The sequence below is a fragment of the Reyranella sp. genome (assembly GCF_017305915.1).
Lineage (GTDB): Bacteria > Pseudomonadota > Alphaproteobacteria > Reyranellales > Reyranellaceae > Reyranella.
In genome coordinates this window covers 247,713-273,695 of sequence record NZ_JAFKJN010000016.1, presented here as the reverse complement: position 1 = coordinate 273,695, position 25,983 = coordinate 247,713, and the positions used below count along the sequence as shown (strand labels likewise).

The window sequence follows — 25,983 nt, the reverse complement described above, 5'->3', positions numbered from 1 at the left end:
GGCCGTTGGATCAGCCCGCCGCCCACGTTCCGGTCGTCCATGTGCGGGGGAACTCGGCGATCCGCCGGCCGCTGATCATCCTCGCCGTGTGCGCCATCGCCGCCGTCGGCTACGTGGCCCGCGACTTCCTGATTCCCACCGCGGGCGCCGTCGTGCTGGCGCTGATCCTGACGCCGGTCGCCAACACATTCGAGCGCATGCGCCTGTCGCCCACATCCGCGGCCGCGATCGCGGTGGTGTTCCTTGCCTTGGCGGTCGCCGGTGTCCTGTCCTTGGTGATCCCGTCGATCGCCGACTGGGCGGCGCAGGCGCCGTATCTCACGCTGACCCTGCAGCGCAAGCTCGAGGGCCTGCGCAAGTCGCTGGCCTTCATGGAGGAGCTTACCCACTCGGTGGAGCAGGCGACGGCCGCGGGTGCTGCCAAGGCCGCCGAGTCCGAGAAGGTGGTGGCCCAGAACCGCACCCTGCTCGGCCAGCTCGCCAGCACCGCACCGGCGGTGATCCTGCAGATCGCCTACGCAGGCGTGCTCGCCTTCATGCTGCTGGCGCATCGCAATGGCCATCGCCGCCAGATCCTGCGCATCCCGGCGGGCTTCGATACGCGCGTGCGGCTCGCCCGCATGATGCGCGACATCAACGACCGGGTCGGTCATTACCTGTTCTCGCTGGCGGTCATCTATCTCGTGGTCGCGGTGCTGGCGACGACGGCGCTGGTGCTGCTCGGCCTGCCCAACGCCATGATGTGGGGCGTGCTGCTGGGCATCGCCTCCTTCGTGCCCTTCGTCGGGCCGCCGGTGGTGATCGCGCTGGTCACGCTGGTGGCGCTGCTGACCTTCGAGGATTGGCCACGCATCGTCGCGGCACCCGCCATCCTGACCCTGATCCACTTCGCCGAATCGCAATTCGTGACGCCCGCCTTCGTGAGCCGGCGTTGCGCCCTCAACACCGTGGCGGTGTTCGTGGTGATTGCCCTGTTGGGCTGGATGTGGGGGGCGATCGGCGCGATCGTGGCGGTGCCGCTGCTGATCCTGATCAGCACGATTGCGGCGCACCTGCCGTCGCTGCGCTGGCTCGAAGTGTTGCTTTCGGATGATCGGCCGGTGAGCCGGCGGGTTTCCTCGCTGCCCCCGCTGGCCTCGCGCGGCTATAAGCCCAAACCCGGCAAACCCAGGCCCGCCCGTCAGCCTCGGCGGCGCCTCATGGCGGCGAAGTAGAGGCCGCCGCCGGCGGCGCCATAGAGGCCGCCGACGATCGCCCAGGCGGCCGCCGGATCCATCTCACGCTGCAGCACGGTCAACCCGGCATAGCTGAGGCACAGCAGGCCGACCCCGCCGACGACGCCCGCGGCGAGGGTGAGGCCGGCGCGGGTCGCGGCGTCGGTCGCGCTGTCGCGCAGGCCGCGCGCCATTGTGGGCAGCGCGACCAGGCGGATCAGCGAGGCGATCAAGGGAGGTCCCCTCGGCCTATCGGTAGCCGGGCTGTCAGGGGCGGCCTTGCCGACCTTGCGGTCAGGACTGCCGACGACAAAGGTACCCCGCAAGGAAGCCGATGCCGATCACGGCCGCGAGCGTTCCGAACGGCCGGGCCTTCACGGTCTCAACCAGCGAGTCGGCGGCGCTGTCGCGCATCTGGCTCGACTTGCTGGCCAGCTTGGACGCGGTGTCCTTGGCGGTCTCGGAATATTCGTCGATGAAGCGCTGGGCGGCATCGACTGCATCGTCGATGGTCTCGCGGCCCTTGGTCTCGACGGCGTCGATGGCGCGGTTGACACCGTCGCTGGCATCATTGGCCATGGCGTCGGAGACGCGCTTGAGCTGCATCTTCAACGCATTGATTTCCTTGATCAGATCCTTGCTGGGGATCGAATGGGCCGTGCCGTTGCCGCGCATGATCGTCCTCCGGGCTGTGGGGGCATCTCTGTGGCAGCTAACGCCCTGAAAGCCCGAAGGTTTCAGCCGTCCCACACGTTCTGCGGGAAGGGCAGCCTGGTGAAGTCCGGCGGCTTGAGCGGCGTATGGTGCGAGACGCCTTCCTTCTCCAGCAACATCATATACTGGCGCACGTGCTGGCCACAATGCCAGGTAGTGCGCTCCATCAGTTCATGCAAGCTCTGCGCGCCGTAGTAGGTGGGCAGCTCCTTGGCTGGCGCGGTGTCGCCCTTGCGCCACCAATCCTGGAAGCGCTGCCGCACGCTCTCGCCATAGGCGATCAGCTCGGCTGTCGTGGCGTCGGGCTTGGGCTCCTCGCGGAACGCCGCCTGGACGAGCGTCGTGCCCTGGTTGGCATCGAGGAACGCCGCCACCACGCGGAACAGGTGGAAACCGAGGGTGCGGTAGCTGCGCGGCCGGCCCGGCACGTGGGTGGCCAGCCGGTCGGCCGGCATCAGCGGGATCAGCTCCAGCGCCGCGCCCATGTATTTGTCGACGCGCGCCGCCAGCTCGTCGGTCGAGAGCTCGGGGCCGCTCTTCTCGTTGAGGCCGAGGAAGTCGACGATCTGCTTGGTGCTCTGACCGAAGGTGAACGCGGTACCGCGCGAGAGCACCGGCACCGAACGCGCGCCCAGCCTTTGCAATTCGGCGAGGCCGTTGGGGGCTTCCAGGACATTCACTGAAACGAAGTCGATCCCACGGACCGATAGAAACTCTTTGAGTCTCAGACAGCTGGTTCAACCCGGCTGCCAGAACACCTTGAACGGTTCCATCACCGACTCCTGAACACGCATGAGAGAATGCTACGCCTTACGCTGGCTTGTGGCAAACGATGCAGACCTTGTTGCCGTCCGGATCGCGAACATAGGCGCCGTAGTAGTTCGGGTGATAGTGCGCGCGCAAACCCGGCTTGCCCTCGTCCTTGCCGCCATTGGCCATCGCCGCCGCGTAAGCAGCGTCGACAGCAGGCCGTGTGTCGGCCTCGAGCCCGATGGTGATGCCGTTGCCGACCGATGCCGCCTGCTTGTCGATCGGCCGGACGATCCAGAGCTGCGGCCGCCCGCCCTGGCGGCCGTAGCCCATGCCTGCGTCGGGGTAGTCCAGGTGCAAGACCAGGCCGAGCGGCTTGCCCACGCCGTCATAGAAGGCCTTGGCGCGAGCCAAGTCGTTGCTGCCGACCGTGAGGTGGCTGAACATCGGCATCTCCTCGTCTAGTTCAACGGCTCCAGTTTGAACGCCGCCATGCGCGTGCGCCAGCTCTCGAGATGGGCGCGCACGCGGTCGGCCGCCTGCTGCGGCGTCGAGCCCACGATCTGCAGGCCATTTTTCGCCAGCGTCGTGGCGACCTCGCGTTCGGCGAGCACGGCGCCGATCTGGCGGTTCCATTCCGCCACGGTCGCCGGCGGTGCCGCCGCCGAGGCGAAGAAGCCATACCATTCCTCGGTCAGCATGCCGGGAAAGCCGAGCTCGTTCGCCGTCGGCACGTCGGGCGCCGCGGCGAGGCGCCGGTCGCCGTCGATCGCGCGGCCGATCGTGCGGGCGTAGACCTGCAGCAGGGAGTCGGTGACCGTGACGCCGATGCGGCGGCGTTCGGGCTCGCCGTCACGGGCCCACAGGGCGAACGTGCGGACGGAGGTCACGCCGGCGCGTGGCGAGACGGCGAGTGCTGTTTCGAACGTGCCGGCGGTGGTGATGGGGGCGAGGTCCTTCTCAGGATCGAACGGAAAGGCCGCGACTGCGGCGCGCAAGGCGATGGTGGTCGACGGCATGAAGGCGATCACCGAGCCGTCCATGGCGGACGAGAGCTTCAGCGCCTCGCCGGCCGCCTGTCCGGTGTTGCCTGGGCGGCCGCGAGGCCAAGCAGGGAACGGCGACGCGGGATGAACTTCACTTCATCAGGATGCCGCAGGCGCGTAAGCGGCTGCAAGTTGGCGCGAGACCAACCGGGCGTACAAGCCTCCCTTCATCAAGAGTGCGGCATGCGTGCCGGTCTCGGCGACGCGGCCTTCGTCGAGCACCACGATCAGGTCGGCGTCGCGCACCGTCGACAGGCGATGGGCAATGACGATGGTGGTGCGGTCGGTCTGCAACAGGTCGAGCGCGCGGCGCACCGCCTGTTCGTTTACCGCATCGAGGTGCGAGGTCGCCTCGTCGAGGATCAGGATCGGCGCGTCCTTCAGGAAGGCGCGCGCGATGGCGACGCGCTGGCGCTGGCCGCCGCTCAGCGACGTACCGCGCTCGCCGACCGGCGAGTCGAGGCCGTCGGGCAGGTTGGCCACCAGCTCGGTCAGCGAGGCGTGCTTGATCGCGGCCTGCAGCTCGGGCTCCGAGGCGTCGGGGCGGGCGATCAGGACGTTGGCGCGCAGGGTGTCGTTGAACAGGTAAGTGTCCTGCGCCACCAGCGCGATCATGCGGCGCAGGTCGTCGAGCTTGTAGTCCCTGAGGTCGGCGCCGTTCAGGGTGATGCGGCCCGAGTCGGGATCCCAGAAGCGCATCAGCAATTGTGCGGTCGTCGTCTTGCCCGCGCCCGAGGTGCCGACCAGCGCCACCGTCTTGCCGGCCGGGATGGTGAAGCTCACGTCGGACAGCGCGCAGCGCGTCTGGCCGGGATAGGCGAAGCGCACGCTTTCGAGGGCCAGCGCCGCCGCACCGCTTCTGGCCGCGGCGCCCGGGCCGTCGCGCACCGGGATCGGCTCGTTGGCCAGCGCATAGACGCGCCGCGTGGCGCCCAGCGTGTCGGCGAGCTGGCGGCCGATCTGGGCGATCTCCGACACCGGCAGGAAGGCCGCCATCGCCAGGATGGTAAGCAGAGGCAGCAGACCGGGATCGATCGCGCCGTGCGACGACAGCACCGCGCCGGTGACCACGACCGCGAGGCCGCCCAAGCCCGTCAGCACTTCGAGGATGGCGTGCTGCAGCGTGAGCTCGCGGAAGAAGGGCAGGCGCAGGTCGATGTGGCGTTGGCTGAGCTCGTTGAGGCGGTCGCCGCGGCGGCTCTCCTGCTGGAAGGCGACGATCTCGCCCAGGCCTTGCACCGAATCGACAGCGAAGGCGCCGAGCTCGCCGGCCGCCTCGCGCGCCTGGCTGCCCAGGCGATCGACGCGCTTGCGCATCAGGAAGGGGCTGAGGCCCACCGCGAGCAGGAAGGGCAGCAGCGCCAGCGCCAGCCAGCCGTTTGCCGTCGCCAGCGCCGCGATCACCACGGCCGGGATCAGGATGGCGACGAAGGCGGGCGCCACGGTGTGGGCGAAGAAGTACTCGACCAGCTCGATGTCGTGGGTGGCGAGCGCCATCAGATCGCCGGTGCGGCGGCGCACCAGATAGGCGGGCGCCAGCGCATCGAGCTTGCGGAAGGCGTCGATGCGCATCTCGGCCAGCAGGCGGAAGGCCATGTCGTGCGCCAGCCACGACTCCAGCCAGTGCAGCACGCCCGAGAGCGGCGCGATGACGGCGAGCCCGATCGCGAGGCCGGTCCACGGCTGGTGGTTCTTGAGCGCCAGCACGATCAGCGCCGACAGCACGCCGACGCCGATGAAGGTCACCACGCGCAGCACGCCGAACAGGAAGGTCGCGGTGAGCTTGCCCTTCCACGGCAGGATCACCTTCATCAGCGCCGCGACGACCTGATACCAGGTGAGGCCCTCGGCCTTGATGATGCCCTCGGTCAGGGGCTTCACCGCGCCGCCCGGCGTGTCGGCGATGCTCTCGACGCGCGTCGGCGTGTCGAAGGTGTCGACGGTGGCGGAGGTGGTCGACTCCTTCACCTGCTCAGCCATCAGGCCGGCATAGATGCCGCCCTTGGTCATCAGCTCGTCGTGGCGGCCTTGCTCCGACACCTTGCCGCCGTTCAGCACCAGGATGCGGTCGCAGTCGATCACGCTCGACAGGCGATGGGCCAATATGAGCGTCGTGCGGCCCTGCATCAGGCGGTCGAGCGCTTCCTGGATGACCGCCTCGTTCTCGGCATCGACGGCGCTGAGCGCCTCGTCGAGCACCAGGATCGGCGTGTCGCGCAGCAGGGCGCGCGCGATGGCGAGACGCTGGCGCTGGCCGCCGGAGAGCTTGATGCCCTTCTCGCCGATCACCGTCGCGTAACCCTGCGGCAGGCTCAGGATGAAGTCGTGGATGTTGGCGACGCGCGTCGCCTGCTCGATCTGCGCGTGCGTCGCCTCGGGTTGGCCGAGGCGGATGTTCTCCTCGACCGTGCCGTGGAACAGGAAGGTGTCCTGGTTCACCACCGAAATGAGCGCCCGGATCTGCTCGAACGAGAGCGTGCGCAGGTCATGGCCGCCCAGAGTGATGCGGCCGCGATCGGGATCGTAGAAGCGCAGCAGCAGGCGCACGATCGACGACTTGCCGCCGCCCGACGGGCCGACGATGCCCAGCCGCTCGCCCGCCTTCGCGCGGAAGGTGAGGTTGTCGTGCACGGTCCGACGCGTGCCCGGATAGGCGAAGCGCACGTCCTCGAAGGCGATAGTCGGCGCCAGCGCCTTGTCGAGCGGGGTGGGGAGCACATCGGCAACGGCGGGCTTGTCGTCGAGGATCTTGTAGATGCCCTGCGCCGCCGAGAGGCCGACCATGCCCTGGTGCAGCACGGTGCGCAGCTCGCGCATCGGCCGGTAGATCTCGACGCCCAGCATCATGATCACCAGCAGCGAGGTCAGCGCCATCGCGCCGGATTCGACGCGCACCGCGCCGTAGATCAGCGCGCCGGCGGCACCGCAGGCGATCGCGGTATCGGTGATGCCGCGCGCCAAGGTGTTGGTACCGAGCACCCACATGGTGCGGCGGAACAGATCGCGCGCCTCGACCTCGAGCTTGTCGGCGCGCACCTTGCCCTGGCCGAACGCCTTGAGCGTGGCCAAGCCCTGGATCGAATCGAGGAACTCCGCGGCGAAGCTCGCATAGGCGCGCTGGCGCTCGCGGCTGTTGGCGACGTCCATCTTGTGCCACAGCGCCGGCGCGAACAGCGCCACCAGCGCGAAGCCCAGCATGACCAGCGCCACCGGCAGGTCGATCAGGGTGACGACGACGAAGATCAGCAGCGGCGTCAGCAACGCGATCAGGAACTGCGGCAGGAACTGGCCGAAATAGGTCTCGAGCTGCTCGACGCCGTCGATCATCGACAGGGTCAGACCGCCCGAGCGCTGGCGGCCGACCGTTCCCGGGCCGAGGCTCGCGATCTTGTCGTACAGCGTCCGCCGCAGCCGCTTCTGCACCCACGCGGCGTTCTCGTGCGCCACGACCGCGCGCCAATGCTCGGCGGCACCGCGCAGCACCATCACCACGCCGATCAGCACCGCCGGCCAGACGAGGTCGGCGAGCCCGCGGCCGGCGAAGACCTGGCCGATCAGCCAGCCCAGCAGGCCGAGCCGCGCGACGCCCAGCGCGACCGAGAAGAGGCCGAGGACGACGGCCCCGGCGATGCGGGTCCGGATGCCTCTGGTGAAGGCGAGGAGACGCGGTTCGATGTGCATGGTGAAAGACTAGGCCGAACATTCCTATTCGTCAGTGCACAATTCGGAAAATTCCCTGTACAATTTTGTACATGCAGCCGAGCTGGGATGACCTCCGCATTTTCCTCTCGCTCGCGCGCGGGGGCACGCTGACCACCGCCGCCAAGGCGCTGGGGGTGAGCCATCCCACGGTGGCGCGTCGCGTCCAGGCGCTCGAGAAGGAGATCGGCGCGCGGCTGTTCGAACGCCTGCCCGACCGCTTCGTGCCGACCGCGGCCGGCGAGCAGCTCATCGCCGATACCGAGGCGATGGAGAAGGCCGCGTTGTCGATCAACCGCCGCAGCGCGGCCCTCGGCGACACCGTGAGCGGCGTCGTGCGACTGTCCTCCGGCGAGGCGATGGCCGCCTTGCTGGCGCGTCATTTGCCGTGGCTGCGAGAGCGGCTAAGCCGCATAGAGTTCGAGGTGGTGGAAAGCCACATGCTGGCCAATCTCTCGCGGCGCGAGGCCGATCTCCTGATCCGCGAGCAGGTGCCCGATCTTGCCGAGATCGTGGCGCGCAAGCTGGGCCGCGTCGCCTATGCGATCTATGCCGCGCGCGATTTCCCGCTTCCCCGCAAACCTGCGCTGGAAAGCCTGCCGTGGATCGGGTTCGACGACAATCACAGCTACATGCCGGGCCAGCACTGGCTGCACAAGCGCTTGGCTGGCGCGCGTCCTGTCATACGGTGCAACAACTGGTTGGTGCTGCACCGCGCCGTGCAGTCGGGCGCGGGACTTGCGGTCCTGCCTTGCTATCTCGGCGACACCGATCCCGTGTTGCAGCGCGTCGGCGGCGTCATCGACGAGGTGTTCGCCGACCAGTGGCTGCTGGTCCATCGCGACCTGCGCGCGCTGCCGCGTGTGCGCGCGGTGATGGATGCCGTGATCGTGTTGTTCCAGCGCGAGCGCGCGTTGCTCGAGGGCGCTATGGTTTCTCCAACGATACGGGAGAAACGCACATGAACGGCTTGAGGCGCACGCTCGTCGTTTTGTTGATTGCTGCCGCCGGAACGGTTCATGCCGAGACGCCCGTGCCGATGGCGGCATCGCCCGAGGAAGTCGGGCTGTCGTCGGCCCAGCTCAAGCGCCTCGAGGAGGTCACAAGGAAGCAGATCGACGACGGGCTGGTGCCCGGGACGGTGATGCTGGTCGCGCGCCGCGGCAAGATCGCATGGGTCTCCGTGCAGGGCAAACGCGATCCGGCGCAGCCCGATCCGATGAAGCTCGATTCGATCTTCCGCATCTATTCGATGACCAAGCCGATCGTCAGCGTGACCCTGATGCAGCTGGTCGAGGAGGGGCGGCTGCAGATCACCGACCCGGTCTCGAAGTACCTACCCGAGATCGGCCAGATGAAGGTCGGGACGGAAGTGACCGGCGCCGACGGCATGCCGATGCTGCGGTTGAGCGATCCGACGCGGCCGATGACCGTGCAGGACCTGCTGCGCCACACTGCCGGCCTGACCTATGGCGGCCGCGGCGCCGGCCTGATCCACCAGGCCTACCGTGACGCCAAGATCGGCGACCGCAGCTTCACCACCCAGGAGTTCGTGTCGAAGCTCTCCAGGATGGCGCTGAAGTTCAACCCCGGCGACCGCTGGGAATACAGCGTCGCGGTCGACGTCCAGGGCCGGCTGGTCGAGGTGCTGACCGGCAAGAAGCTGGGCGAGGCGGTGGCCGATCGCGTGCTGCAGCCTCTCGGCATGGTCGACACCGGCTTCCAGGTCCCGGCCGCCAAGGTCGCGCGCGCCGCGCAGCCCGGCCCGCGGCCCAACGGCCAGCCGATGACACCGCGGTTCAAGGTCGATGACGGCGCGCCGTTCCAGTCGGGCGGCGGCGGCATGCTGAGCACGATGGAGGACTATCTGCGCTTCACCATGGCGCTCAGCAACGGCGGGGCCTTCGGCGGCAAGCGCATCCTCGGCAAGCAGACGCTGGCCTTCATGACGGCGGACCACACCGGCGACCGGCCGGGCCGGCCGGCGGGCCTGGGCTTCGGCCTCGGCTTCGAGGTGCGCACGCGGGGCGGCGATTCGGCGCTGCCGGGCTCGGTCGGCGAGTATGGCTGGGCGGGCAATGCCGGCACGTTGTTCTGGCTCGATCCCAAGGAACAACTGATTGCAATTTACATGGTGCAGGTGAGCGATCCCGATCGCGTCGAGCTGCGCAACCGCTTCCGCACGATGGTGCAAGCCGCGATCATCGATTAGAAGAGCCTCCTGAAAGGGAGGTTTCTTCGATGCTTCGTCGTTCGATAATTGCACTCGCCGGCGTGCTGCTGGCGGGTCCGGTAGCTGCTCAGCAGCCGCTGAAGATTGCCTTGATCTACGGCAAGACCGGGCCGCTCGAAGCCTATGCGCGCCAGACCGAGGCCGGCTTCATGCTGGGCCTCGAGTACGCGACCCAGGGCAAGATGGAGGTCAACGGCCGCAAGATCCAGGTGATCCTGAAGGACGACCAGCTCAAGCCCGACATGGGCAAGGCGGCGCTCGAGCAGGCCTACGCCGACGACAAGGTCGATCTCGCGGTCGGCACCACCAGCTCGGCCGTGGCGCTCGCCATGCTGCCGATCGCCGAGGAATTCAAGAAGGTGCTGATCGTGGAGCCGGCGGTCGCCGACCAGATCACCGGCGAGAAGTGGAACCGCTACATCTTCCGCACCGCCCGCAGCTCGATGCAGGACGCGCTCGCCGCCGCCGCGACGCTGAAGGACGAGAACATCAACATCGCGACGCTGGCGCAGGACTATGCCTTCGGCAAGGACGGCATCGCTTCGTTCAAGGAAGCGCTTGCCACGGTCGGCTCCAAGGCCAAGATCGTGCATGAGGAGTATGCGCCGCAGAACACGACCGACTTCACTGCCGCCGGCCAGCGCCTGTTCGACGCGCTGAAGGACAAGCCCGGCCGGCGCATCATCGCCGCGGTCTGGGCGGGCGCCCATCCGCTGCCCAAGCTGATGGACCTCAAGCCGGAGCGCTACAAGATCGAGATCGCGCCGGGCGGCAACATCCTGCCGGTAATGGCGGGCTGGAAGCAGTTCCCCGGCCTCGAGGGCGCGATCTACTACTACTGGGGCTTCCCCAAGAACCCGGTGAACGACTGGTTGGTCACCGAATACAAGAAGAAGAACAACGGCGCGCCGCCGGACTTCTTCGTCGCGGGCGGCATGGCCGCGGCGATGGCCGCCGTCGAGGCGGTGAAGAAGGCGGGCTCGACCGACACCGAGAAGCTGATCGCGGCCATGGAGGGCATGACCTTCGACACGCCCAAGGGCAAGATGACCTTCCGCAAGGAAGACCATCAGGCGCTGCAGGTCATGTACCAGTGGCGCATGAAGGCCAACCCGCCGGACAGCGTCGACCTGCTCGATCTCGTGCGCGAGATTCCGGCCGACGAGATGAAGCTGCCGATCAAGAACAAGCGGTAATTGTCATCCCGAGCCGAAGGCGAGGGATCTATGCGGACCAGGCTAGATCCCTCGCTGCGCTCGGGATGACGGCGTTGCTGTCGTGCTGGAAACCCAATCCCTGACCATCCGCTTCGGCGGCCATGCGGCCGTCGATGGCGTCACGTGTGCCTTCCAGCCGGGCACGCTCACCTCGATCGTGGGACCCAACGGCGCCGGCAAGACGACCTATTTCAACCTGATCTCGGGCCAGTTGCCGGCGACCGAAGGCAAGGTGCGGCTGAACGGCGAGGACATCACGTCCTGGGCCGCGCCGCGCCGCACGCGCGCCGGCCTCGGCCGCGCCTTCCAGCTCACCAATCTCTTCCCCAATCTCAGCGCTTTGGAGAACGTGCGCCTCGCCGTGCAAGTGAAGAGCGGCAAAGCGCTCGACTTGTTCAGCCGCACCTCGACCCATCGCGAGCTCACCGATCGCGCGCGCGAGCATCTCACCGCCGTGTCGCTGTCGGATCGTGCCGACGCAATAGCCGCGACCCTGCCGCACGGCGACCAGCGCAAGCTCGAGGTCGCGATCCTGCTGGCGCTCGAGCCCGACATCTTCATGTTCGACGAGCCGACCGCCGGCATGAGCATCGACGAGGTGCCGACCGTGCTGGCCATCATCGCCGCGATCAAGGCGCGCGGCGACAAGACCATCCTGCTGGTCGAGCACAAGATGGATGTGGTGCGCTCGCTCAGCGACCGCATCGTCGTGCTGCACCAGGGCAAGCTGGTCGCCGACGGCAAGCCAGCCGACGTGATCAGCTCCGACATCGTGCGCGAGGCGTATCTCGGCGGAGCGGCCGATGCCTGATCGCTCCTCATATTCCTCCCCATTCATATGGGGAGGTGTCGGCGTCATACGCCGACGGAGGGGTCATGAGCCCGTCCGGTTGCTTCTGACCCCTCCGTCCGCTTCGCGGACACCTCCCCATCTGAATGGGGAGGAAGGCTGAGCCATGCCTGAGCCTCTGCTCTCGCTGCGCGGCGTCAAGACCAACATCGGCCGCTACCACATCCTGCACGGCGTCGAGTTCGACGTGGCCGAGGGCGGGCTGACCATGCTGCTGGGCCGCAACGGGGCGGGGAAGACCACGACCTTGCGCACCATCATGGGGCTGTGGCGCGCCGCCGAAGGCGAGATCCGCTTCGCCGGACGCGACATCGCCAGGATGGCGACGCCCGACATCGCGCGGCTCGGCATCGCCTACGTGCCCGAGAGCATGGCGATCTTTGCCGACCTGACGGTGCAGGAGAACCTGATCCTCGCCGCGCGCTCGGGCCCGCCCGATCCAAAGCGGCTGGACTGGATCTTCGCCCGCTTCGAGGCGCTGAAGCGCTTCTGGAACCTGCCGGCCGGCAACCTGTCCGGCGGCCAGAAGCAGATGCTGGCGGTGGCGCGCGCGATTATCGAGCCGCGCCGACTCCTGTTGATCGACGAGCCGACCAAGGGCCTGGCGCCGGCCATCATCGCCAACATGATCGCCGCCTTCCGCGAGCTGAAGGACGGCGAGTCGACGCTGCTGGTGGTCGAGCAGAATTTTACCTTCGCCCGCCAGCTCGGCGACCAGGTGGCGGTGATGGACGACGGCAAGGTCGCGCATACCGGCACCATGGCTGCCTTCGCCGCCGACGCCGGGTTGCAGCAGCACCTGCTCGGGTTGGGCATGGGGGAGCATCAATGACATTTCCGTCGTCCCGAGCGGAGCGAAGCGAAGTCGAGGGACCTTTCTTCACCTGCCACAAAAAAATAGGTCCCTCGGCTTCGCTCGGGACGACGGTGAGATGAAGCGCGACTGGATTCCGCTGCTGCTCATACCCGTGCTCGCCGCGGCGGCGTTGCCGCTGGTCGGGTCGCCGGCCTCGTGGGTGACGCTCACCGTCGCGGGCCTCGCGATGGGGATGATGATCTTCGTCATGGCCTCGGGGCTCACGCTGACCTTCGGCCTGATGGACGTGCTGAACTTCGGCCATGGCGCCTTCATCGCCGTCGGCGCCTTCGTGGCGGCGACGGTCATGCTGGCGCTCGGCCCCTGGATGCAGGCCGATTCGCTGTGGCTCAATCTGGCGGCCTTCCTGCCGGCCATCCTGGCGGCGATGGCGGTGAGCGGCGGCCTCGGCCTCGCCTTCGAGCGGGTGATCGTGCGGCCGGTCTACGGCCAGCATCTCAGGCAGATCCTGGTGACCACCGGCGGTTTGATCGTCGCCGAGCAGCTCCTGAAGGTGGTGTGGGGCCCCGACCAGATCACGCTGGCGCGGCCGACCGCGCTGCGCGGCGCCCTGCTGTTCGGCGACATCGCGATCGAGAAGTACCGGCTGCTGGCCGTGATCGTCGGCCTGATCGTGTTCGCGGCGCTGGCGCTGACCCTCAACCGGACCCGCATCGGCCTGCTGATCCGCGCCGGTGTCGAGAACGGCGAGATGGTCGAGGCGCTGGGCTATCGCATCCGCCGCCTGTTCGTCGGCGTGTTCGCGGTCGGCTCGGCGCTGGCGGGGCTGGGCGGCGCGATGTGGGGCCTCTACCAGGAGACGGTGACGGCGGCGATCGGCGGCCAGGTCATCGTGCTGGTGTTCATCGTCATCATCATCGGCGGGCTGGGCTCGGTCGGCGGCTGCTTCGTCGGCGCCCTGCTGGTCGGGCTCACTGCCAATTACATCGGCTTCCTGGCGCCCAAGGTGGCGCTCGGCTCCAACATCCTGCTGATGGCGCTGATCCTGCTGTGGCGGCCGCAGGGCCTCTATCCCGTGGCCAAGAGGTAGCCGATGCTGCGCGCGCTCCTCTCCGACGACCTGCCGCGCAGCCGCTGGCTGGCGGTCGTGCTGCTCGTCATCCTGGTCGGCCTCGCCGCGGCACCCTTCCTGTTCCCCGGCGCCAAGTCGTTGAACGTCGCGGCCAAGATCTGCGTCTTCATCGTGCTGGCGGCGAGCTTCGACCTGCTGCTGGGCTACACCGGCATCGTCTCGTTCGCCCACACCATGTTCTTCGGCATCGGCGCCTATGGCGTGGCGATCGCGCTGACCCGGCTGGGGGCAGGGTGGGACTCGGTGGCGCTCGGCGTGCTGGGCGGCCTCGCGGTCGCCGTGGTGCTGGCCGTGCTGATCGGCCTGTTCAGCCTGCGGCTGCGCACCATCTTCTTCGCCATGATCACGTTGGCGGTGGCCAGCGCCGTGCTGATCCTGGCGTCGCAGCTCTCCGACATCACCGGCGGCGAGGATGGGCTGAATTACCGCCTGCCGATGGCGCTGCGCGCCTCGTTCCGGCCGTTCGAGGGCATCACCGGCCGCATCCTCGACTACTACCTTGTATTCCTTGTATCGCTCGCGCTCGTCCTGGTCCTGCTGCGCATGGTCAACTCGCCGTTCGGCTCCGTGCTGATGGCGATCCGCGAGAACCCGTTCCGTGCCGAGGCGATCGGCTATCGCACCGTCGTCTACCGCACGCTGGCAAGCTGCATCGCCGCGGCGACGGCGGCGCTGGCGGGCGCGCTGCTGGCGCTGTGGTCGAGCCAGACCAATCCCGACACCACGCTCAGTTTCGACATCATGGTCGACATCCTGCTGATGGTGGTGATCGGCGGCATGGGCACGATGTACGGCGCGGTGATCGGCGCCGTGCTGCTGGTGCTGGCGCAGAACTACCTGCAGGCGCTGGTTGGCGACCGCTGGCTGTTGTGGCTCGGCGTCGCGTTCATCCTCTGCGTGTATTTCTTCCCGACGGGGATTGTCGGTCGATTGCGCCGCCGGTAGTGTCGTCCTCGTAGCGGAGGGCGATGCGTTTGTTCAGGTCTTGGCTGAGTCTCGTAATGCTACTGGTCGCCACGCCCGTAGGGGCGATCGACCACGCCGCCGAAATCGAGCGCCTGAAGCCCGATGCCGCTGCGGGCGACGCCGCCGCCCAGTACCGCATCGGCATCCTCTACGCCGACGGCAGGGAGCTGGCCGAAGCGGCGCACTACTTCAAACTGGCCGCCGACCAGGGGCATCATGAGGCGCAGTCGCGGCTCGCCATGCAGGTCTGCAACGGACTCGGCGTGCCGAAGAATGCCGAGGACTGCATCCGCCTCTACAAGCTCGCGGCCGAGGGCGACGTCACCCAGGCGCAGGTCAATCTTGCCGCGCGCTATCTCAGCGGCGATGGCACGCCGACCAACCATGCCGAGGCGTCACGGCTGGCCCGGATCGCCGCCGACAAGGGCGATCCCACCGGCCAGCTGCTGCTCGGCATCTGCTACGAGACCGGCGCCGGCGTCAGCAAGAACCGCGGTGAGGCGGTGCGCCTCTACCGGCTGGCGGCGGCAAAGGGCAACACTGCGGCGCAGAAGGGGCTGGAGCGCCTGGGCGAGCAGCCGGTGGCGTCCGCCGCGCCGCAGGCGGCGACGGCGGCGATCACCACGCTGACCGTGACGCTCCGCCGCCAGTCGGGCGTGCTGCTGGTGCCGGCGATCCTGAACGATTCGGCTTCGGCCAATTTCGTGGTCGACAGCGGCGCCAGCGATGTGGTGATCCCCGAGAACGTCCTGCAGGACCTGCGCAAGGCCGGCAAGTTCAGCGATGCCGACTTCACCGGCACGCAGATGGTCAAGATCGCCGACGGTTCGATCGTCAAGGCGCGGACCTTCACCCTGCGCAGCCTGTCGGTCAGCAATCGGGTGCTGACCAACATCCATGCCAGCGTCGCGCCGGCCAAGGCCACGCCGTTGCTGGGCCAGAGCTTCCTGCAGCGCTTCGCCTCCTGGTCGATCGACAACGAACGCCAGCTGCTGCTGCTGAAGGAAAAGGAGATGGTGGCGCGCTGAGCCGCTATGGCTGTCGCGAGATCGCCACAATATCTTGATAGTTGTAGGGATAAGTAGTTACTCTCTGGACATTAGGGGAACGGGAGGAAGCTCCAAACCAATGGTGTGGCTGGCGCCTTAGGAGGACAGGAAGATGTTCGACCAGTCCAGCCAATCGGTTTCGCCTGAGATGCTGCGTCGCCTGACCGATGCAGCGCAGACCGTGAACACTGTCGCAGCGCATCTTGCGGAAGTGGCCGCAATGTCGGGTCAGTCCGCGACCGCCGCCGGCGCCGGCGTGGCGGCCGCAGCCATGCTGGTGCTGACGCCGAGCCAGCGCGCCATCTGCGAGCGGGTGATCAACGTCTTCGAGACGGGCTCGGTGCGGGGCCGCTACGGCGCCATCGCCATCTTCGGCGACGGCCCCCACAATATCCGCCAGATCACCTATGGCCGCTCGCAGACCACGGAGTACGGCAACCTGCGCGAGCTGGTCAGCCGCTATGCCGGCGCCGGCGGCACCTTCTCCGACCAACTGCGGCCGTTCGTGCCGCTGATCGGCCGTACCGCCCTGGTCGACAATGCGACCTTCAAGGACCTGCTGCGGCGCGCCGGCAACGAGGACCCGGTCATGGAGAGCGTGCAGGACGCGTTCTTCGCCGACCGCTACTTCAATCCGGCGATGCGCTGGGCCGGCACCAACGGCTTCACGCGCGCGCTCTCGGCGCTCGTGATCTACGACAGCTTCATCCATTCGGGCGGCATCCTCGATTTCCTGCGCACGCGCTTTCGCGAGTCCCCGCCGGCGCGCGGCGGCAACGAGCAGGTCTGGATCAGCCAATACACCGAGACCCGGCACAACTGGCTGCTGACCCACAGCAATCCGCCGGTGCGTGCCAGCGCCTACCGCACGGCCGATCTGTTGCGCGAGATCGGCCGCGGCAACTGGGACCTTGCCCTGGTGCCGATCATGGCCAACGGCACGCCGGTCGACGATGGCGGGATCGGCCATGGTGCCATTGCGGCTGTGGCCGCAGTCGCAGAGGCGCCGGAGATCGGCAGCGAGATTCCCTACCTGGGCGATGAAGCGGCCGGTGAGATCTGGTGCGAAGGCGGTAGCGGATCCGCGAGCGCCGCTGCCGCCGGCGTGATGGTCGACGCGGCGGCCAGCTCGGCAGTGTCGCTGGCCCAGCAGATCCTGGCGGATACGGGCATCAGCCTGGCGACGGCGCATGCCTCGGGCATCCCCGACCAGGCGACGGCTCGACAGAACATCGTGGATACCGCGGCCGGCCGGCCGGCAAGTCGCAGCTCCTACCAGGGAGCTCCCGGGGGAACAGTCTCCCTGGACATCCGCATGCTGGGCGGCGTGGTGGCGCTCGCCCAGCAGTACACCTTCGCGGTCTCGGAGTTCTGCGGCGGCTCGCACAGCGCGAACTCGCGCCATTACGCCGGCGTCACGGCCGACTTCAACATCATCAACGGCCGCCATGTCAGCCCCGGCCACCCCGACGTACCGGCCTTCATGGCACGCTGCCGCGCGCTCGGCGCCACCGAGGTCCTCGGCCCGGGCTTCCCCGGCCACGACAACCACATACACGCCGCCTGGCCGCGTCCGGTGTGAGCATGGCGCTCATTTATTTTTGTCGATGAAGAAAATCCGGCGTGTGCCGACGACGTGATTCCGGGCGAATCGCGTCGATGACGCCTGAGCGCCATAGCGTGCGCGGTCTCGGCGCGATCATTATGGGCAATGGAACGTGTTTTCGACGCGATGAATGGCGGCTTTTTCGCGCGTCCATTGCCCATAATAGGGATTCGGAAGGGAGGCGCCTATCCTGCCAGCGACTTCGTCTGCAGGAGCGTGCTGATGTTGGTGTTTAGGCCGGCCGCGTGGCCGGCGCCGTTTTCGCAGATTCGGAAACAAACGGGAAAAACGGCGATAAACGGACCGGAAACGGTCCGTCTACCGCCGATAAAATCCGATTGCCGTCAGATCGCCAGTTGCGCGATGCCGCCGCGCACCTTGCCGGCCGCGATGCTGCGCCACAGCACCTCGTGGCCGGCGGGCAGCGGGCGATTGTTGGGCATCGACAGCCACAGCCTGAGCAGCAGCCGGTCGTGACCGCTGTCGGCATCGTCCTCGAACGGCGTGCGGCCGTGATAGGTGACGTGGCTGTTGATCAGTTGCAGGTCGCCGGGCTCGAGCGTCATCTCGAAGCACAGCTCCTGCGCCGTCGCCATCAGCACGTCGATGGCTTCCTTCTGGGCCGCCGTCAGCTTGGGGATGTCGGTCGCCATCTGCGCCGCCTCGATGAAGGTCAGCGAATAGTGCGAGGTGAACTTGCCATCCTGCACGCCGAAGATCGGCAGCGGGTAGGCGGTGGCGCTGGTCGTGCTGCTGCCGTCCTTGCCGGTGCCTTCCTCGCCGAAGCGGCTGCGCCAGTAGTCGGTGAACAGCGCGTCGAGCAGGTCGGGCCGCTTGGCCAGGATCGCGTTGTGGATCGCCGGCGTGCTGGCGAGCGTGCTGACGCCGCCCTTCATCGCCTGGCGCACGCAGAGCAGGCCGACGACATCGGTGCGGTCGGTGTGGAAGCGCAGGCCACCGTTGGTCAGCGTGCGCGCGTAGGAGGAGAGGAAGGTGCTGCCGCTGGCATCCTTGGTCTGGCCGTAGGTGCGGCCGACATGGGCGCCTTCGTCGCGGATGGCGCGCATCAGCTCGCCGCTGCGGTTCTGGAACACCGGCGTGCCGAGATGGGTGCCGAGGCCCCAGTACAGGCGGCGCAGGTCGTCCTCGGAATGGTTTTCGACTGGGAAGCCCTTGAGCTTCATGATCCCGCAGCCGTTCTCCAGCTCGTCACGGATGTCGGCGAGCAGGTCGTCGAGCGCGGTGAGCGGGAAGTCCTCGCGGCGGATCTGCTCCCACGGCTTGCCTTTCACGGCGGCGAGTGCCGTCTCGAGCTCGGCGACGTGCGCCGGCGAGAGCTGGCGGATCCAGCGCTTGGAGTTCTTGATGTCCTTGCCCTGCCAGACGCAGGGACCGGTGAGCGGCGTGCGTGTCGTCATGGAGCGGTTTTTACCTCATTCCAGCGCTTTGCGCATATTGATCGAGGTCGGGTAGTCGAACCCCGGATGCGGCTCGCGCGACGTCTCGACATAGCCGAGCGAGCCGAAAAGCCGTTGATTTTCAGTGAGTACGACCCGCACGCCCAGGCGCACGCCAGGCATGCCGCGCCGACGCGCCTCGGCCTCGACGGCGTCGATCAGTCGGCGGGCGAGGCCCAGGCCGCGCGCCTCGGGCAGCACGGCGAGGCGGCCGAAATAGAGGTCGCCCTCCTGGGTCTCGGTCATGACGCAGGCGAGCAGGCGACCGTTCCGCTCCGCGACGATGGCGCCGGCGCCGCTCCGGAGTTGGCCGGCGATGTTGTCGGCGGTCTCGCCGAACGCGCCCGACTCAGGGACGAGCTTGCCGCGATACTGCTCGAAGGCGGCGGCGATCGTCGCCGCGATGGTCGATGCATCGGCGAGCGTCCCGGCGCGCAGGACAAGAGTGTCGCTCATGCCCTTCTTCTCGCGTACGCTGAACGAAAAGGCGAGGAAGAAAGCGATTCCATGGCTCTGATCACCTATCTCACCCGCATCCAGTTCGACTTCGGCGCGCTGAAGCTGCTCGAGGCGGAGTTGCAACTGCTCGGCATGCGCCGGCCGCTGATCGTCACCGACAAGGGCGTGATCGCCGCCGGCCTGTGGGCCAGGGTGAAGGAGCACCTGCCGGGCAACATGCCGCTCGCGATCTACGACGGTACGCCGGAGAACCCGACGGAAGCCGCGATGCGCGACGCGCTCGCGATGTACAAGGCGGAGGGCTGCGACGGCATCGTCGCCATCGGCGGCGGCTCGCCGATGGATCTCGCCAAGGGGGTGGCGCTGATGGCGACGCATCCCGGCGAGTCGCTGCAGCCCTACGCGATGATCGAAGGCGGCGCCGCCAAGATCACCGCCAAGGTGGCGCCGATCGTGGCCATTCCCACGACGTCCGGTACCGGCAGCGAGGTCAGTCGCGGCGGCGTCATCATCATGGATTCGGGCCGCAAGCTTGCGATCGGCAGCCCGCATCTCATTCCGAAGCTCGCGCTGATCGATCCCGAGCTGACCCTGAGCCTGCCGCCTCATCTCACCGCCGGCACGGGCATGGATGCCTTCACCCACAACATCGAGTGCTTCCTGGCGAACGCCTACAACCCGCCGGCCGACGGCATCGCGCTCGATGGCCTGGAGAAGGCCTGGAAATACGTCGAGCGCGCCACGCGCGACGGCTCCGATCGCGAGGCGCGCTACAACATGGCGATGGCGGCGATGGAAGGCGCCATGGTGTTCCAGAAGGGCCTCGGTGCGGTACATGCGCTCAGCCATCCGACCGGCGGGCTCAAGGGCTATCGCCTGCATCACGGCACGCTGAACGCGGTCTACCTGCCGGCGGTGCTGCGCTTCAACGAGCCAGCGGTCGGCGAGAAGTACAAGCGCGTCGCTTCACTGATGGGCCTGCCTGAGCGCGAGGCGAATGCCGCGGGCGTCGCCAATGCCGTCGCCGCGCTGAACGAGCGGCTCGGCATCCCGAAGGGGCTGGGCGCGATGGGCCTCAAGCAGGAGACGGCCGAGGCGATCGCCGACGGTGCGCTGGGCGATCACTGCCATCTCTCGACGCCGCGCCAGCCGACAAAGGCGCAGTACATCGAACTCATCGAACAGAGCTGGGGCTAACCATGAAGGTCAAGGACAAGGTCTGCATCGTCACCGGCGCCGCCGGCGGCATCGGCGAGGCGGTCGCCCGCCGCTACGCCAAGGAAGGCGCCAAGGGCGTGGTCGTGGCGGACATGGATGCCGGTCGGCTCCAGAACGTCGCCAACGACATCAAGGGCCTCGCGGTGACCTGCGACGTCGCCCAGGAAGCGCAGGTCCGCCATCTGATCGCCGAGGCCGAGCGGCATTACGGGCCGGTCGACGTCTTCTTCTCCAATGCCGGTATCGGCCGCGGCGGCCACGAGGATGCGACCGACAAGGACTGGGCCGACAGCTGGGCGATCCACGTCATGGCGCATGTCTACGCCGCCCGCGCGCTGGTGCCCGGCATGCTGGCGCGCAAGTCGGGCTATCTGATCAACACCGCGAGCGCCGCGGGCCTGCTCGCCTCGATGGGCTCGGCGCCGTATGGCGTCACCAAGCATGCCGGCGTGGCGCTGGCCGAGCATCTGTCGATCCAGTACGGCGACAAGGGCATCGCCGTGTCGGTCCTCTGCCCACAAGCGGTCGACACCAACATGCTGCGCATGGCCGGCGCGACCGCCGCCTCGGTCGACGGCGTGCTCAACACCGATGCGGTCGCGCAGGTCGTGATCGAGGCGATGGACGCCGAGACCTTCCTGATCCTGCCGCATCCGGAGGTGAAGGAGTACATGGCGCGCAAGCTCGATCGCGACCGCTGGCTGCGCGGCATGCGCCGGCTGCGCGACAAGACGGGGGAGGGGCAGCGTCCGCGCTCCTGAGTTTTGTGATCGCGTACTTTTTGCACCTGTTCGCCGACGTCGGTCTGTGGACGGCAATCGGCGTCACCCTGGTGGCCGGGCTGATGCGCGGCTTTGCGGGTTTCGGCTCGGCCATGCTGATGGCGCCGATCTTCGCCATCCTGTTCGGCTCGGCCGAAATGGTGGTGACGGTGGTGGCGATCGAGCTGATCGTGTCGCTGCAGCTCTTCCCACAGGTGCGACGCCATGCCGACTGGCAGACGCTGACGCCGATGAGCATCGCCGCCTGTGCCGCGATGCCGCTCGGCGTGTGGGCGCTGGCCAGCGTCGATAAGGGCACCATCGTGACGGGCGTGTCGGCGATCATCGTGGCTTTCGTGCTTTTGATGTGGAGCGGCTGGCGCTACCGGGGCCGGCGCTCGGCGGTGGCCTCGGCGGCGGTCGGCGCGGCCTCGGGGGCGATGATGGCGACCACCAGCGTCGGCGGGCCGCCGGTGCTGCTCTACCTGCTATCGGGCAACGATCCGCCGGCGGTCAACCGCGCCAACATCGTCACCTATTACTTCCTGACCCAGTTCCTGCTGATCGCCATCGTGCTGGCGACCGGCGTGGCCGGCTGGGATGCGCTGGCCCGGGCGGTCGTCCTCTTTCCGGTCATGGTGCTGGGCGCCTGGCTGGGCGGCCGGCTGTTCCACGGGCTGGCCAGCGAGCGGCTCTACCGCAACGTCGCCCTGGCGATCCTGCTGGCGACCGGCCTGTTCGGGCTGCTGCGCAATGTCCTCGTCATCTGACTTTGCTCGAGGCAACCGAAGGGACGTGGCCCGTGACGGTCAGCCGCCGCGCCAGAATCGTGTCGAAGCCGACCGGCTTGCAGGCCGAGCAGGAGGGCGAGGCGCTTCATGCCGCCCGCTGTTGCCGGGCGGCGTCCTGCATGATGGTGACGCGCCAGTGGATGCGCTGCTCCTCGATCGGATAGCCGCCGGTCGCCGAATGCAGCGCGCAGCGGTTGTCCCAGATCACGATGTCGCCGACCTGCCACTTGTGCCGGTACTGCGCCGTCGTCCTGATCATGTGGTCGGTGAGCTCGCCGATCAGCGCCTCGCTCTCGGCATCGCCGAGGCCCTGGATGCGGGTGATGTGATAGGGGTTGGCGTAAAGCGAGGTGCGGCCGGTCTCCTCGTGCACGCGCACGATCGGATGCACCGCGGGTGGCCGGTTGCGGTCCTCGGGATCGAGCAGCTCGTTGCCGCGCCGGCCACGGCCGCCATAGACGTGCTCGGCCTTCAGCCCCCGGATGCGCTGCTTCAGCGCCTCGGGCAGCGTCGCGTAGGCGTCGTACATGCTGGCGAACAGCGTGTCGCCGCCGTACGACGGGATGGCGATGCCGTAGAGCTGCGTGCCCTTGCAGATGTCCTGGTCCCACGGCGAATCGGTATGCCAGCCGCCGCCGCGATCGTAGATCGCCTTGTCGACCTTGCCGTCGGCCTTCTTGGTGCCGATGCCCATCACCGTGAGATCGGGATACTCGGCGTGGCGCGTGCGTCGGACGCGATGCGGCTTCAGCCGACCGAAGCGGGACGAGTAGGCGAGGAACTCCGGGATGGTGAGCGTCTGGCTACGCACCACCAGCACGATGCCCTCGAGCCAGGCGTTGTAGAGCGCGTTCCAGTCGGAGTCGCTGAGCAAGCGCACATCGACGTCGGTGACGATCGCGCCGATGCGAGGGTCGGGCTTGTCGATCTTCATGAGCGAAGCTTAGCATCTTCCCGGACGAAAACGACCGGGAGGAACGATGCACCGCATCGCGGCTTTGTTTTTTGCAGCCCTGTTCGCCGCCCTGCCGGCCGCGGCGCAGGACGCCTATCCCGGCAAGCCGATCACGCTGGTCGTGCCCTACGCCCCGGGCGGCGGCAGCGATTTCCTCGGCCGCGTGCTGGCCGAAGGGCTGCACACGCGGCTCAACCAGACAGTGATCGTCCAGAATATCCCCGGCGCGGGCAGCGTCGTCGGCTCCCAGCAGGTCGCCAAGGCCAAGCCCGACGGCTACACATTGCTGCTCAACCATGTCGGCTTGTCGACGGTGCCGGCGCTCTACAAGAAGCTGAACTTCGATCCTCTTGCGTCGTACGAGTTCATCGGCCTGTTCGCCGAGGCGCCGATGATGATCATGGCGCGCAAGGAATTCGGTCCCAAGACCTATGCCGAGCTGGTCGCCTACGCCAAAGAGAAGAAGGACAAGTTCACCATGGCCTCGTCGGGCATGGGCAGCTCGACGCATCTCTGCGCCATGATCTTCCAGGAGGCGCTGGGCGTGCCGATCACCGTCGTGCAGTACAAGGGCGCAGGTCCCGCGGTGATCGACGTGCGCTCGGGTCAGGTCGACGCGATCTGCGACCTGCCGACCACGACCTCGGCGCAGATCCGCAACGGCGACCTGCGCGCCTATCTGCTGACCGCGCCGGAGCGCATGAAGTCGCTGCCCGACGTCCCGACCGCGAACGAGCTCGGCGTGCCGAGCCTCGCCATCGGCGTCTGGTTCGGCGTCTATGCGCCGCTCGGCACGCCGCAGCCGGTGATCGCGACGCTCAACAAGGCGCTGCGCGAGATCGTTCAGGACAGGGCGGTGGCCGAGAAGCTCGCCAGCATCGAGACCTTCCTGCTGCCGCTCGACCAGGCGACGCCGGAGGCGCTGAAGGCGAAGCTCGCCTCGCAGATCGCGCTGTGGACGCCGCTGATCGAGAAGGCCGGCATCCAGGCCGAGTAGCTCAGCCGACCGCAAAGCCCTCGTAGCCGTTGCCGGCGATTTCGGCGCATTTCTGGCGGTACTTCGGCGCGCCGCCGGCGTAGGCCATGAAGGTGCGCTTCTGGCGGCCCGGCACGTTCTTGTTCACGCCGGTCATCCAGGAATCGACCTTGGTCAGCAGCAACCGCTCGCCGGTCTCGTAGACATGCGCGGTCCAGGCGCGCTCGGCGTCTTCCGTCGCCTCGATCCGCGTCTTGCCATGGTCACGCATCCAGCCAAGCAGGTCGCTCACCCATTCGACGTTCTGCTCGATGCAGCGCGGCAGGTTGCAGAAGGTCGCCGCATTGTGCGGCCCGACCAGAGTCAGCATGTTGGGGAAACCCGCGACGTTGAGGCCGAGATAGGTCTGCGGCCCGTCCGCCCATTTCTCCCGGAGCTTCGCGCCGTCCTTGCCGGTGATGTCGATGCGGTCGAACGCGCCGGTGATGGCGTCGAAGCCGGTCGCGTAGATGACCATGTCGAACGCCCGCTCGCGGCCGGCGGTGCGGATGCCCGTCGCCGTGACCCGCTCGATCGGCGTCTCGCGCAGGTCGACCAGCTCGACGTTGGGCTGGTTGAACACCTCGTAGTAGCCCGACTCCAGCGGCACGCGGCGGGTGCCGAAGCCGTGGTTGGTCGGGATCAGCTTGTCGGCGATCTTCTGGTCCTTCACTCGGCCGCGGATTTTCTTCGCGATGAACGCCGTCATGTAGTCGTTGGCGCGCTTGTCCATCAGCGAATCGCGGAAGTTGCCCTGCCAGAAGGCGAAGCCCGGCATGTTGTAGAGCGTCTCGAAGAACGCCTCGCGCTCCTCGTCCGAGACGTCGCCCGCGTTGCGCGGATCGACGGTATGGATGAAGCAGCCCCAGGTGTCGCGGCAGCGCGAGAAGATCTCGTCGTAGCGCGCGCGGATGTCGGCCATCGTCGCCTGGTCGATCGGGCTGTTGCGCAAGGGGGCGCACCAGTTGGGCTGGCGCTGGAACACCGTGAGATGGCCGGCCGTCTTGGCGATCTCGGTGATCGCCTGCACGCCCGAGGCACCGGTGCCGATGATCGCCACCCGCTTGTTCTCGAAGCTCACCGGATGATGCGGCCACAGGCCGGTGTGCCAGGACTCGCCTTTGAAATCACCGGTGCCCGGGATGTCGGTGGGCATGGTCGGCGACGACAGCGGGCCGATGGCGGTGACCAGGAAGCGGGCGCGCGCCCGGCGGCCGTCGTCGAAGGCGACCTCCCATTCGTTGGCCGCGTCGTCCCAGGTCGCGGCCTTGGCGCGCACGCCGAAGGTGATGTCGCGGCGCAGGTCGAACTTGTCGGCGAGAAAGCCGCAGTAGCGCAGGTTCTCGGGCTGGCCGGAGAAGTGCTCCTTCCAGTCCCATTCGGCCAGCACCTCGGACGAGAAAGAGAAGCCGTAGGTCCAGCTCTCCGAATCGAAGCGCGCGCCGGGATAGCGGTTCCAGTACCAGGTGCCGCCGACGCCGTTGCCGGCCTCGTAGACGCGCACCTTGAAGCCGAGCTCGCGCAGCTTGATGAGCTGGTACATGCCCGAGAGCCCGGCGCCGATGACGATGACCTCCGAGCGTTCGATCGCCTGGGCCATGGATTCCTCCTGTGCCGTGGCGGCCATTGTACGGCCTCGCCGACGGCGGATCGAGATGGGTTGAGCGATGGGAGTCGAACCCATAAACCTCGCGGCATCGGTTCCACAAACCGACGTGTCTACCGTTCCACCACGCCCAACAGGATCTGGTGCCAAGGGATGGAATCGAACCACCGACGCCCGCGTCTTCAACGCGGCGCTCTACCGCTGAGCTACATTGGCGATAACGAAGGGCTGCCGGGTCTTTCGCGAACGCGCGGCGACAAGCCGCGCCGGCTGGAACTAGCCGGCAGCCTGACGATGTCGGGGGCTAAATCGGGCGATCGGGCGCATGGTGGCGGCGATATAGGGGCTCGCTTTGCAACTTGCAAGCGAGAAGTGCGATTCGTCGGAGCGCGCCACTTCCAGTAGTGCCCCGACTCTTGAGCGGCGGG

General features: G+C 67.6%; 24 protein-coding genes and 2 tRNA genes. 14 read left to right on the top strand and 12 right to left on the bottom strand.

The window, feature by feature from the left end:
* The first annotated feature begins 5 nt into the window (after positions 1 to 5).
* Positions 6 to 1,214 carry an AI-2E family transporter gene (locus tag J0J01_RS15800; protein ID WP_296382184.1) on the top strand — a complete coding sequence of 403 codons (1,209 nt, stop codon included), beginning with the start codon at positions 6 to 8 and terminating at the stop codon, positions 1,212 to 1,214.
* Here J0J01_RS15800 and J0J01_RS15795 read toward each other — a convergent pair.
* The 6 genes from J0J01_RS15795 to J0J01_RS15770 all read right to left on the bottom strand — a co-directional run bounded on the left by J0J01_RS15795 (position 1,181) and on the right by J0J01_RS15770 (position 7,405).
* Positions 1,181 to 1,447 carry a phage holin family protein gene (locus J0J01_RS15795; protein ID WP_296382182.1) on the bottom strand — a complete coding sequence of 89 codons (267 nt, stop codon included), beginning with the start codon at positions 1,445 to 1,447 and terminating at the stop codon, positions 1,181 to 1,183. The genes J0J01_RS15800 and J0J01_RS15795 overlap by 34 nt on opposite strands.
* A 61-nt stretch (positions 1,448 to 1,508) precedes the next feature.
* Positions 1,509 to 1,889 (bottom strand): hypothetical protein, encoded by a 381-nt coding sequence (locus J0J01_RS15790; protein ID WP_296382180.1) that lies wholly within the window; start codon positions 1,887 to 1,889, stop codon positions 1,509 to 1,511.
* A gap of 62 nt (positions 1,890 to 1,951) precedes the next feature.
* Positions 1,952 to 2,656, bottom strand: coding sequence for a DinB family protein (locus J0J01_RS15785; RefSeq protein WP_365737228.1), 705 nt, complete (start codon positions 2,654 to 2,656; stop codon positions 1,952 to 1,954).
* Positions 2,657 to 2,738: 82 nt separating this feature from the next.
* A complete protein-coding gene (locus J0J01_RS15780; protein ID WP_296382178.1) occupies positions 2,739 to 3,125 on the bottom strand; it encodes a VOC family protein in 387 nt (128 codons plus the stop codon).
* Between the two features lie 14 nt (positions 3,126 to 3,139).
* Positions 3,140 to 3,721: a tripartite tricarboxylate transporter substrate-binding protein gene (locus tag J0J01_RS15775; protein ID WP_296382176.1), complete on the bottom strand. Its 582-nt coding sequence runs from the start codon at positions 3,719 to 3,721 to the stop codon at positions 3,140 to 3,142.
* Positions 3,722 to 3,823: 102 nt separating this feature from the next.
* The gene (locus J0J01_RS15770; protein WP_296382175.1) at positions 3,824 to 7,405 is read right to left on the bottom strand and encodes an ABC transporter ATP-binding protein; all 3,582 of its coding nucleotides are present in this window, start codon (positions 7,403 to 7,405) and stop codon (positions 3,824 to 3,826) included.
* A 71-nt stretch (positions 7,406 to 7,476) separates the two neighbouring features.
* Between J0J01_RS15770 and J0J01_RS15765 the strand changes: the two genes are divergently transcribed.
* The 9 genes from J0J01_RS15765 (at position 7,477) to J0J01_RS15725 (ending at position 17,269) form a co-directional block, all read left to right on the top strand.
* Positions 7,477 to 8,388: a LysR family transcriptional regulator gene (locus J0J01_RS15765; RefSeq protein ID WP_296382173.1), complete on the top strand. Its 912-nt coding sequence runs from the start codon at positions 7,477 to 7,479 to the stop codon at positions 8,386 to 8,388.
* Positions 8,385 to 9,635, top strand: a complete 1,251-nt coding sequence (locus tag J0J01_RS15760; RefSeq protein WP_296382171.1) for a serine hydrolase domain-containing protein — start codon at positions 8,385 to 8,387, stop codon at positions 9,633 to 9,635. Before J0J01_RS15765 ends, J0J01_RS15760 begins: the two co-directional genes overlap by 4 nt.
* 29 nt (positions 9,636 to 9,664) lie before the next feature.
* Complete coding sequence (locus J0J01_RS15755) at positions 9,665 to 10,852, top strand: substrate-binding domain-containing protein (protein WP_296382169.1); 1,188 nt, start codon at positions 9,665 to 9,667, stop codon at positions 10,850 to 10,852.
* 82 nt (positions 10,853 to 10,934) lie between these two features.
* Positions 10,935 to 11,684 (top strand): ABC transporter ATP-binding protein, encoded by a 750-nt coding sequence (locus J0J01_RS15750; RefSeq protein WP_365737183.1) that lies wholly within the window; start codon positions 10,935 to 10,937, stop codon positions 11,682 to 11,684.
* Positions 11,685 to 11,829: 145 nt separating this feature from the next.
* Complete coding sequence (locus J0J01_RS15745) at positions 11,830 to 12,555, top strand: ABC transporter ATP-binding protein (RefSeq protein ID WP_296382167.1); 726 nt, start codon at positions 11,830 to 11,832, stop codon at positions 12,553 to 12,555.
* Between the two features lie 100 nt (positions 12,556 to 12,655).
* On the top strand, positions 12,656 to 13,630 hold the full coding sequence (locus J0J01_RS15740; protein WP_296382164.1) for a branched-chain amino acid ABC transporter permease: 975 nt from the start codon (positions 12,656 to 12,658) through the stop codon (positions 13,628 to 13,630).
* Between the two features lie 3 nt (positions 13,631 to 13,633).
* The gene (locus J0J01_RS15735) at positions 13,634 to 14,617 is read left to right on the top strand and encodes a branched-chain amino acid ABC transporter permease (protein WP_296382163.1); all 984 of its coding nucleotides are present in this window, start codon (positions 13,634 to 13,636) and stop codon (positions 14,615 to 14,617) included.
* A 56-nt stretch (positions 14,618 to 14,673) separates the two neighbouring features.
* A complete protein-coding gene (locus J0J01_RS15730) occupies positions 14,674 to 15,666 on the top strand; it encodes a retroviral-like aspartic protease family protein (protein WP_296382161.1) in 993 nt (330 codons plus the stop codon).
* A gap of 133 nt (positions 15,667 to 15,799) precedes the next feature.
* Entirely contained in the window at positions 15,800 to 17,269 is a 1,470-nt protein-coding gene (locus J0J01_RS15725) for a chitosanase (protein WP_296382159.1), read from the top strand.
* A 368-nt stretch (positions 17,270 to 17,637) separates the two neighbouring features.
* Here J0J01_RS15725 and J0J01_RS15720 read toward each other — a convergent pair whose 3' ends face one another.
* Together J0J01_RS15720 and J0J01_RS15715 are read right to left on the bottom strand one after the other, a co-directional pair.
* Positions 17,638 to 18,711 carry a TauD/TfdA family dioxygenase gene (locus J0J01_RS15720; RefSeq protein ID WP_296382157.1) on the bottom strand — a complete coding sequence of 358 codons (1,074 nt, stop codon included), beginning with the start codon at positions 18,709 to 18,711 and terminating at the stop codon, positions 17,638 to 17,640.
* A 15-nt stretch (positions 18,712 to 18,726) separates the two neighbouring features.
* Positions 18,727 to 19,206: a GNAT family N-acetyltransferase gene (locus tag J0J01_RS15715; protein WP_296382155.1), complete on the bottom strand. Its 480-nt coding sequence runs from the start codon at positions 19,204 to 19,206 to the stop codon at positions 18,727 to 18,729.
* A gap of 51 nt (positions 19,207 to 19,257) precedes the next feature.
* Between J0J01_RS15715 and J0J01_RS15710 the strand changes: the two genes are divergently transcribed.
* Genes J0J01_RS15710 through J0J01_RS15700 form a run of 3 tightly spaced genes read left to right on the top strand, consistent with a single transcriptional unit; the run spans position 19,258 to position 21,958 of the window.
* Positions 19,258 to 20,406 carry an iron-containing alcohol dehydrogenase gene (locus J0J01_RS15710; RefSeq protein ID WP_296382152.1) on the top strand — a complete coding sequence of 383 codons (1,149 nt, stop codon included), beginning with the start codon at positions 19,258 to 19,260 and terminating at the stop codon, positions 20,404 to 20,406.
* 2 nt (positions 20,407 to 20,408) lie between these two features.
* On the top strand, positions 20,409 to 21,188 hold the full coding sequence (locus J0J01_RS15705) for an SDR family oxidoreductase (protein ID WP_296382150.1): 780 nt from the start codon (positions 20,409 to 20,411) through the stop codon (positions 21,186 to 21,188).
* A gap of 5 nt (positions 21,189 to 21,193) precedes the next feature.
* Entirely contained in the window at positions 21,194 to 21,958 is a 765-nt protein-coding gene (locus J0J01_RS15700) for a sulfite exporter TauE/SafE family protein (RefSeq protein WP_296382148.1), read from the top strand.
* A gap of 106 nt (positions 21,959 to 22,064) precedes the next feature.
* On the opposite strand, the gene J0J01_RS15695 is transcribed toward J0J01_RS15700, so the two are convergent.
* Positions 22,065 to 22,913, bottom strand: a complete 849-nt coding sequence (locus J0J01_RS15695; protein ID WP_296382146.1) for a TauD/TfdA family dioxygenase — start codon at positions 22,911 to 22,913, stop codon at positions 22,065 to 22,067.
* Between the two features lie 46 nt (positions 22,914 to 22,959).
* On the opposite strand from J0J01_RS15695, the gene J0J01_RS15690 reads away from it, so the two are divergent.
* Positions 22,960 to 23,931 (top strand): tripartite tricarboxylate transporter substrate-binding protein, encoded by a 972-nt coding sequence (locus J0J01_RS15690; protein ID WP_296382144.1) that lies wholly within the window; start codon positions 22,960 to 22,962, stop codon positions 23,929 to 23,931.
* Position 23,932: 1 nt separating this feature from the next.
* Here J0J01_RS15690 and J0J01_RS15685 read toward each other — a convergent pair whose 3' ends face one another.
* The 3 genes from J0J01_RS15685 to J0J01_RS15675 all read right to left on the bottom strand — a co-directional run bounded on the left by J0J01_RS15685 (position 23,933) and on the right by J0J01_RS15675 (position 25,771).
* Positions 23,933 to 25,549 carry an NAD(P)/FAD-dependent oxidoreductase gene (locus tag J0J01_RS15685; RefSeq protein WP_296382142.1) on the bottom strand — a complete coding sequence of 539 codons (1,617 nt, stop codon included), beginning with the start codon at positions 25,547 to 25,549 and terminating at the stop codon, positions 23,933 to 23,935.
* Positions 25,550 to 25,605: 56 nt separating this feature from the next.
* Positions 25,606 to 25,689: transfer RNA gene (locus J0J01_RS15680), tRNA-His, on the bottom strand.
* A 7-nt stretch (positions 25,690 to 25,696) separates the two neighbouring features.
* Positions 25,697 to 25,771, bottom strand: a tRNA-Phe gene (locus J0J01_RS15675).
* Positions 25,772 to 25,983 lie beyond the last annotated feature (212 nt).

Excerpts from the sequence above, each read along its gene's own strand:
- J0J01_RS15740 (WP_296382164.1), top strand. The coding sequence starts at position 12,656 with ATGAAGCGCGACTGGATTCCGCTGCTGCTCATACCCGTGCTCGCCGCG.
- J0J01_RS15790 (WP_296382180.1), bottom strand. The coding sequence starts at position 1,889 with ATGCGCGGCAACGGCACGGCCCATTCGATCCCCAGCAAGGATCTGATC.
- J0J01_RS15765 (WP_296382173.1), top strand. The coding sequence starts at position 7,477 with ATGCAGCCGAGCTGGGATGACCTCCGCATTTTCCTCTCGCTCGCGCGC.
- J0J01_RS15775 (WP_296382176.1), bottom strand. The coding sequence starts at position 3,721 with ATGGACGGCTCGGTGATCGCCTTCATGCCGTCGACCACCATCGCCTTG.
- J0J01_RS15745 (WP_296382167.1), top strand. The coding sequence starts at position 11,830 with ATGCCTGAGCCTCTGCTCTCGCTGCGCGGCGTCAAGACCAACATCGGC.
- J0J01_RS15720 (WP_296382157.1), bottom strand. The coding sequence starts at position 18,711 with ATGACGACACGCACGCCGCTCACCGGTCCCTGCGTCTGGCAGGGCAAG.
- J0J01_RS15735 (WP_296382163.1), top strand. The coding sequence starts at position 13,634 with ATGCTGCGCGCGCTCCTCTCCGACGACCTGCCGCGCAGCCGCTGGCTG.
- J0J01_RS15780 (WP_296382178.1), bottom strand. The coding sequence starts at position 3,125 with ATGTTCAGCCACCTCACGGTCGGCAGCAACGACTTGGCTCGCGCCAAG.
- J0J01_RS15710 (WP_296382152.1), top strand. The coding sequence starts at position 19,258 with ATGGCTCTGATCACCTATCTCACCCGCATCCAGTTCGACTTCGGCGCG.
- J0J01_RS15695 (WP_296382146.1), bottom strand. The coding sequence starts at position 22,913 with ATGAAGATCGACAAGCCCGACCCTCGCATCGGCGCGATCGTCACCGAC.
- J0J01_RS15685 (WP_296382142.1), bottom strand. The coding sequence starts at position 25,549 with ATGGCCCAGGCGATCGAACGCTCGGAGGTCATCGTCATCGGCGCCGGG.
- J0J01_RS15730 (WP_296382161.1), top strand. The coding sequence starts at position 14,674 with ATGCTACTGGTCGCCACGCCCGTAGGGGCGATCGACCACGCCGCCGAA.
- J0J01_RS15760 (WP_296382171.1), top strand. The coding sequence starts at position 8,385 with ATGAACGGCTTGAGGCGCACGCTCGTCGTTTTGTTGATTGCTGCCGCC.
- J0J01_RS15755 (WP_296382169.1), top strand. The coding sequence starts at position 9,665 with ATGCTTCGTCGTTCGATAATTGCACTCGCCGGCGTGCTGCTGGCGGGT.
- J0J01_RS15770 (WP_296382175.1), bottom strand. The coding sequence starts at position 7,405 with ATGCACATCGAACCGCGTCTCCTCGCCTTCACCAGAGGCATCCGGACC.
- J0J01_RS15715 (WP_296382155.1), bottom strand. The coding sequence starts at position 19,206 with ATGAGCGACACTCTTGTCCTGCGCGCCGGGACGCTCGCCGATGCATCG.
- J0J01_RS15725 (WP_296382159.1), top strand. The coding sequence starts at position 15,800 with ATGTTCGACCAGTCCAGCCAATCGGTTTCGCCTGAGATGCTGCGTCGC.
- J0J01_RS15705 (WP_296382150.1), top strand. The coding sequence starts at position 20,409 with ATGAAGGTCAAGGACAAGGTCTGCATCGTCACCGGCGCCGCCGGCGGC.
- J0J01_RS15690 (WP_296382144.1), top strand. The coding sequence starts at position 22,960 with ATGCACCGCATCGCGGCTTTGTTTTTTGCAGCCCTGTTCGCCGCCCTG.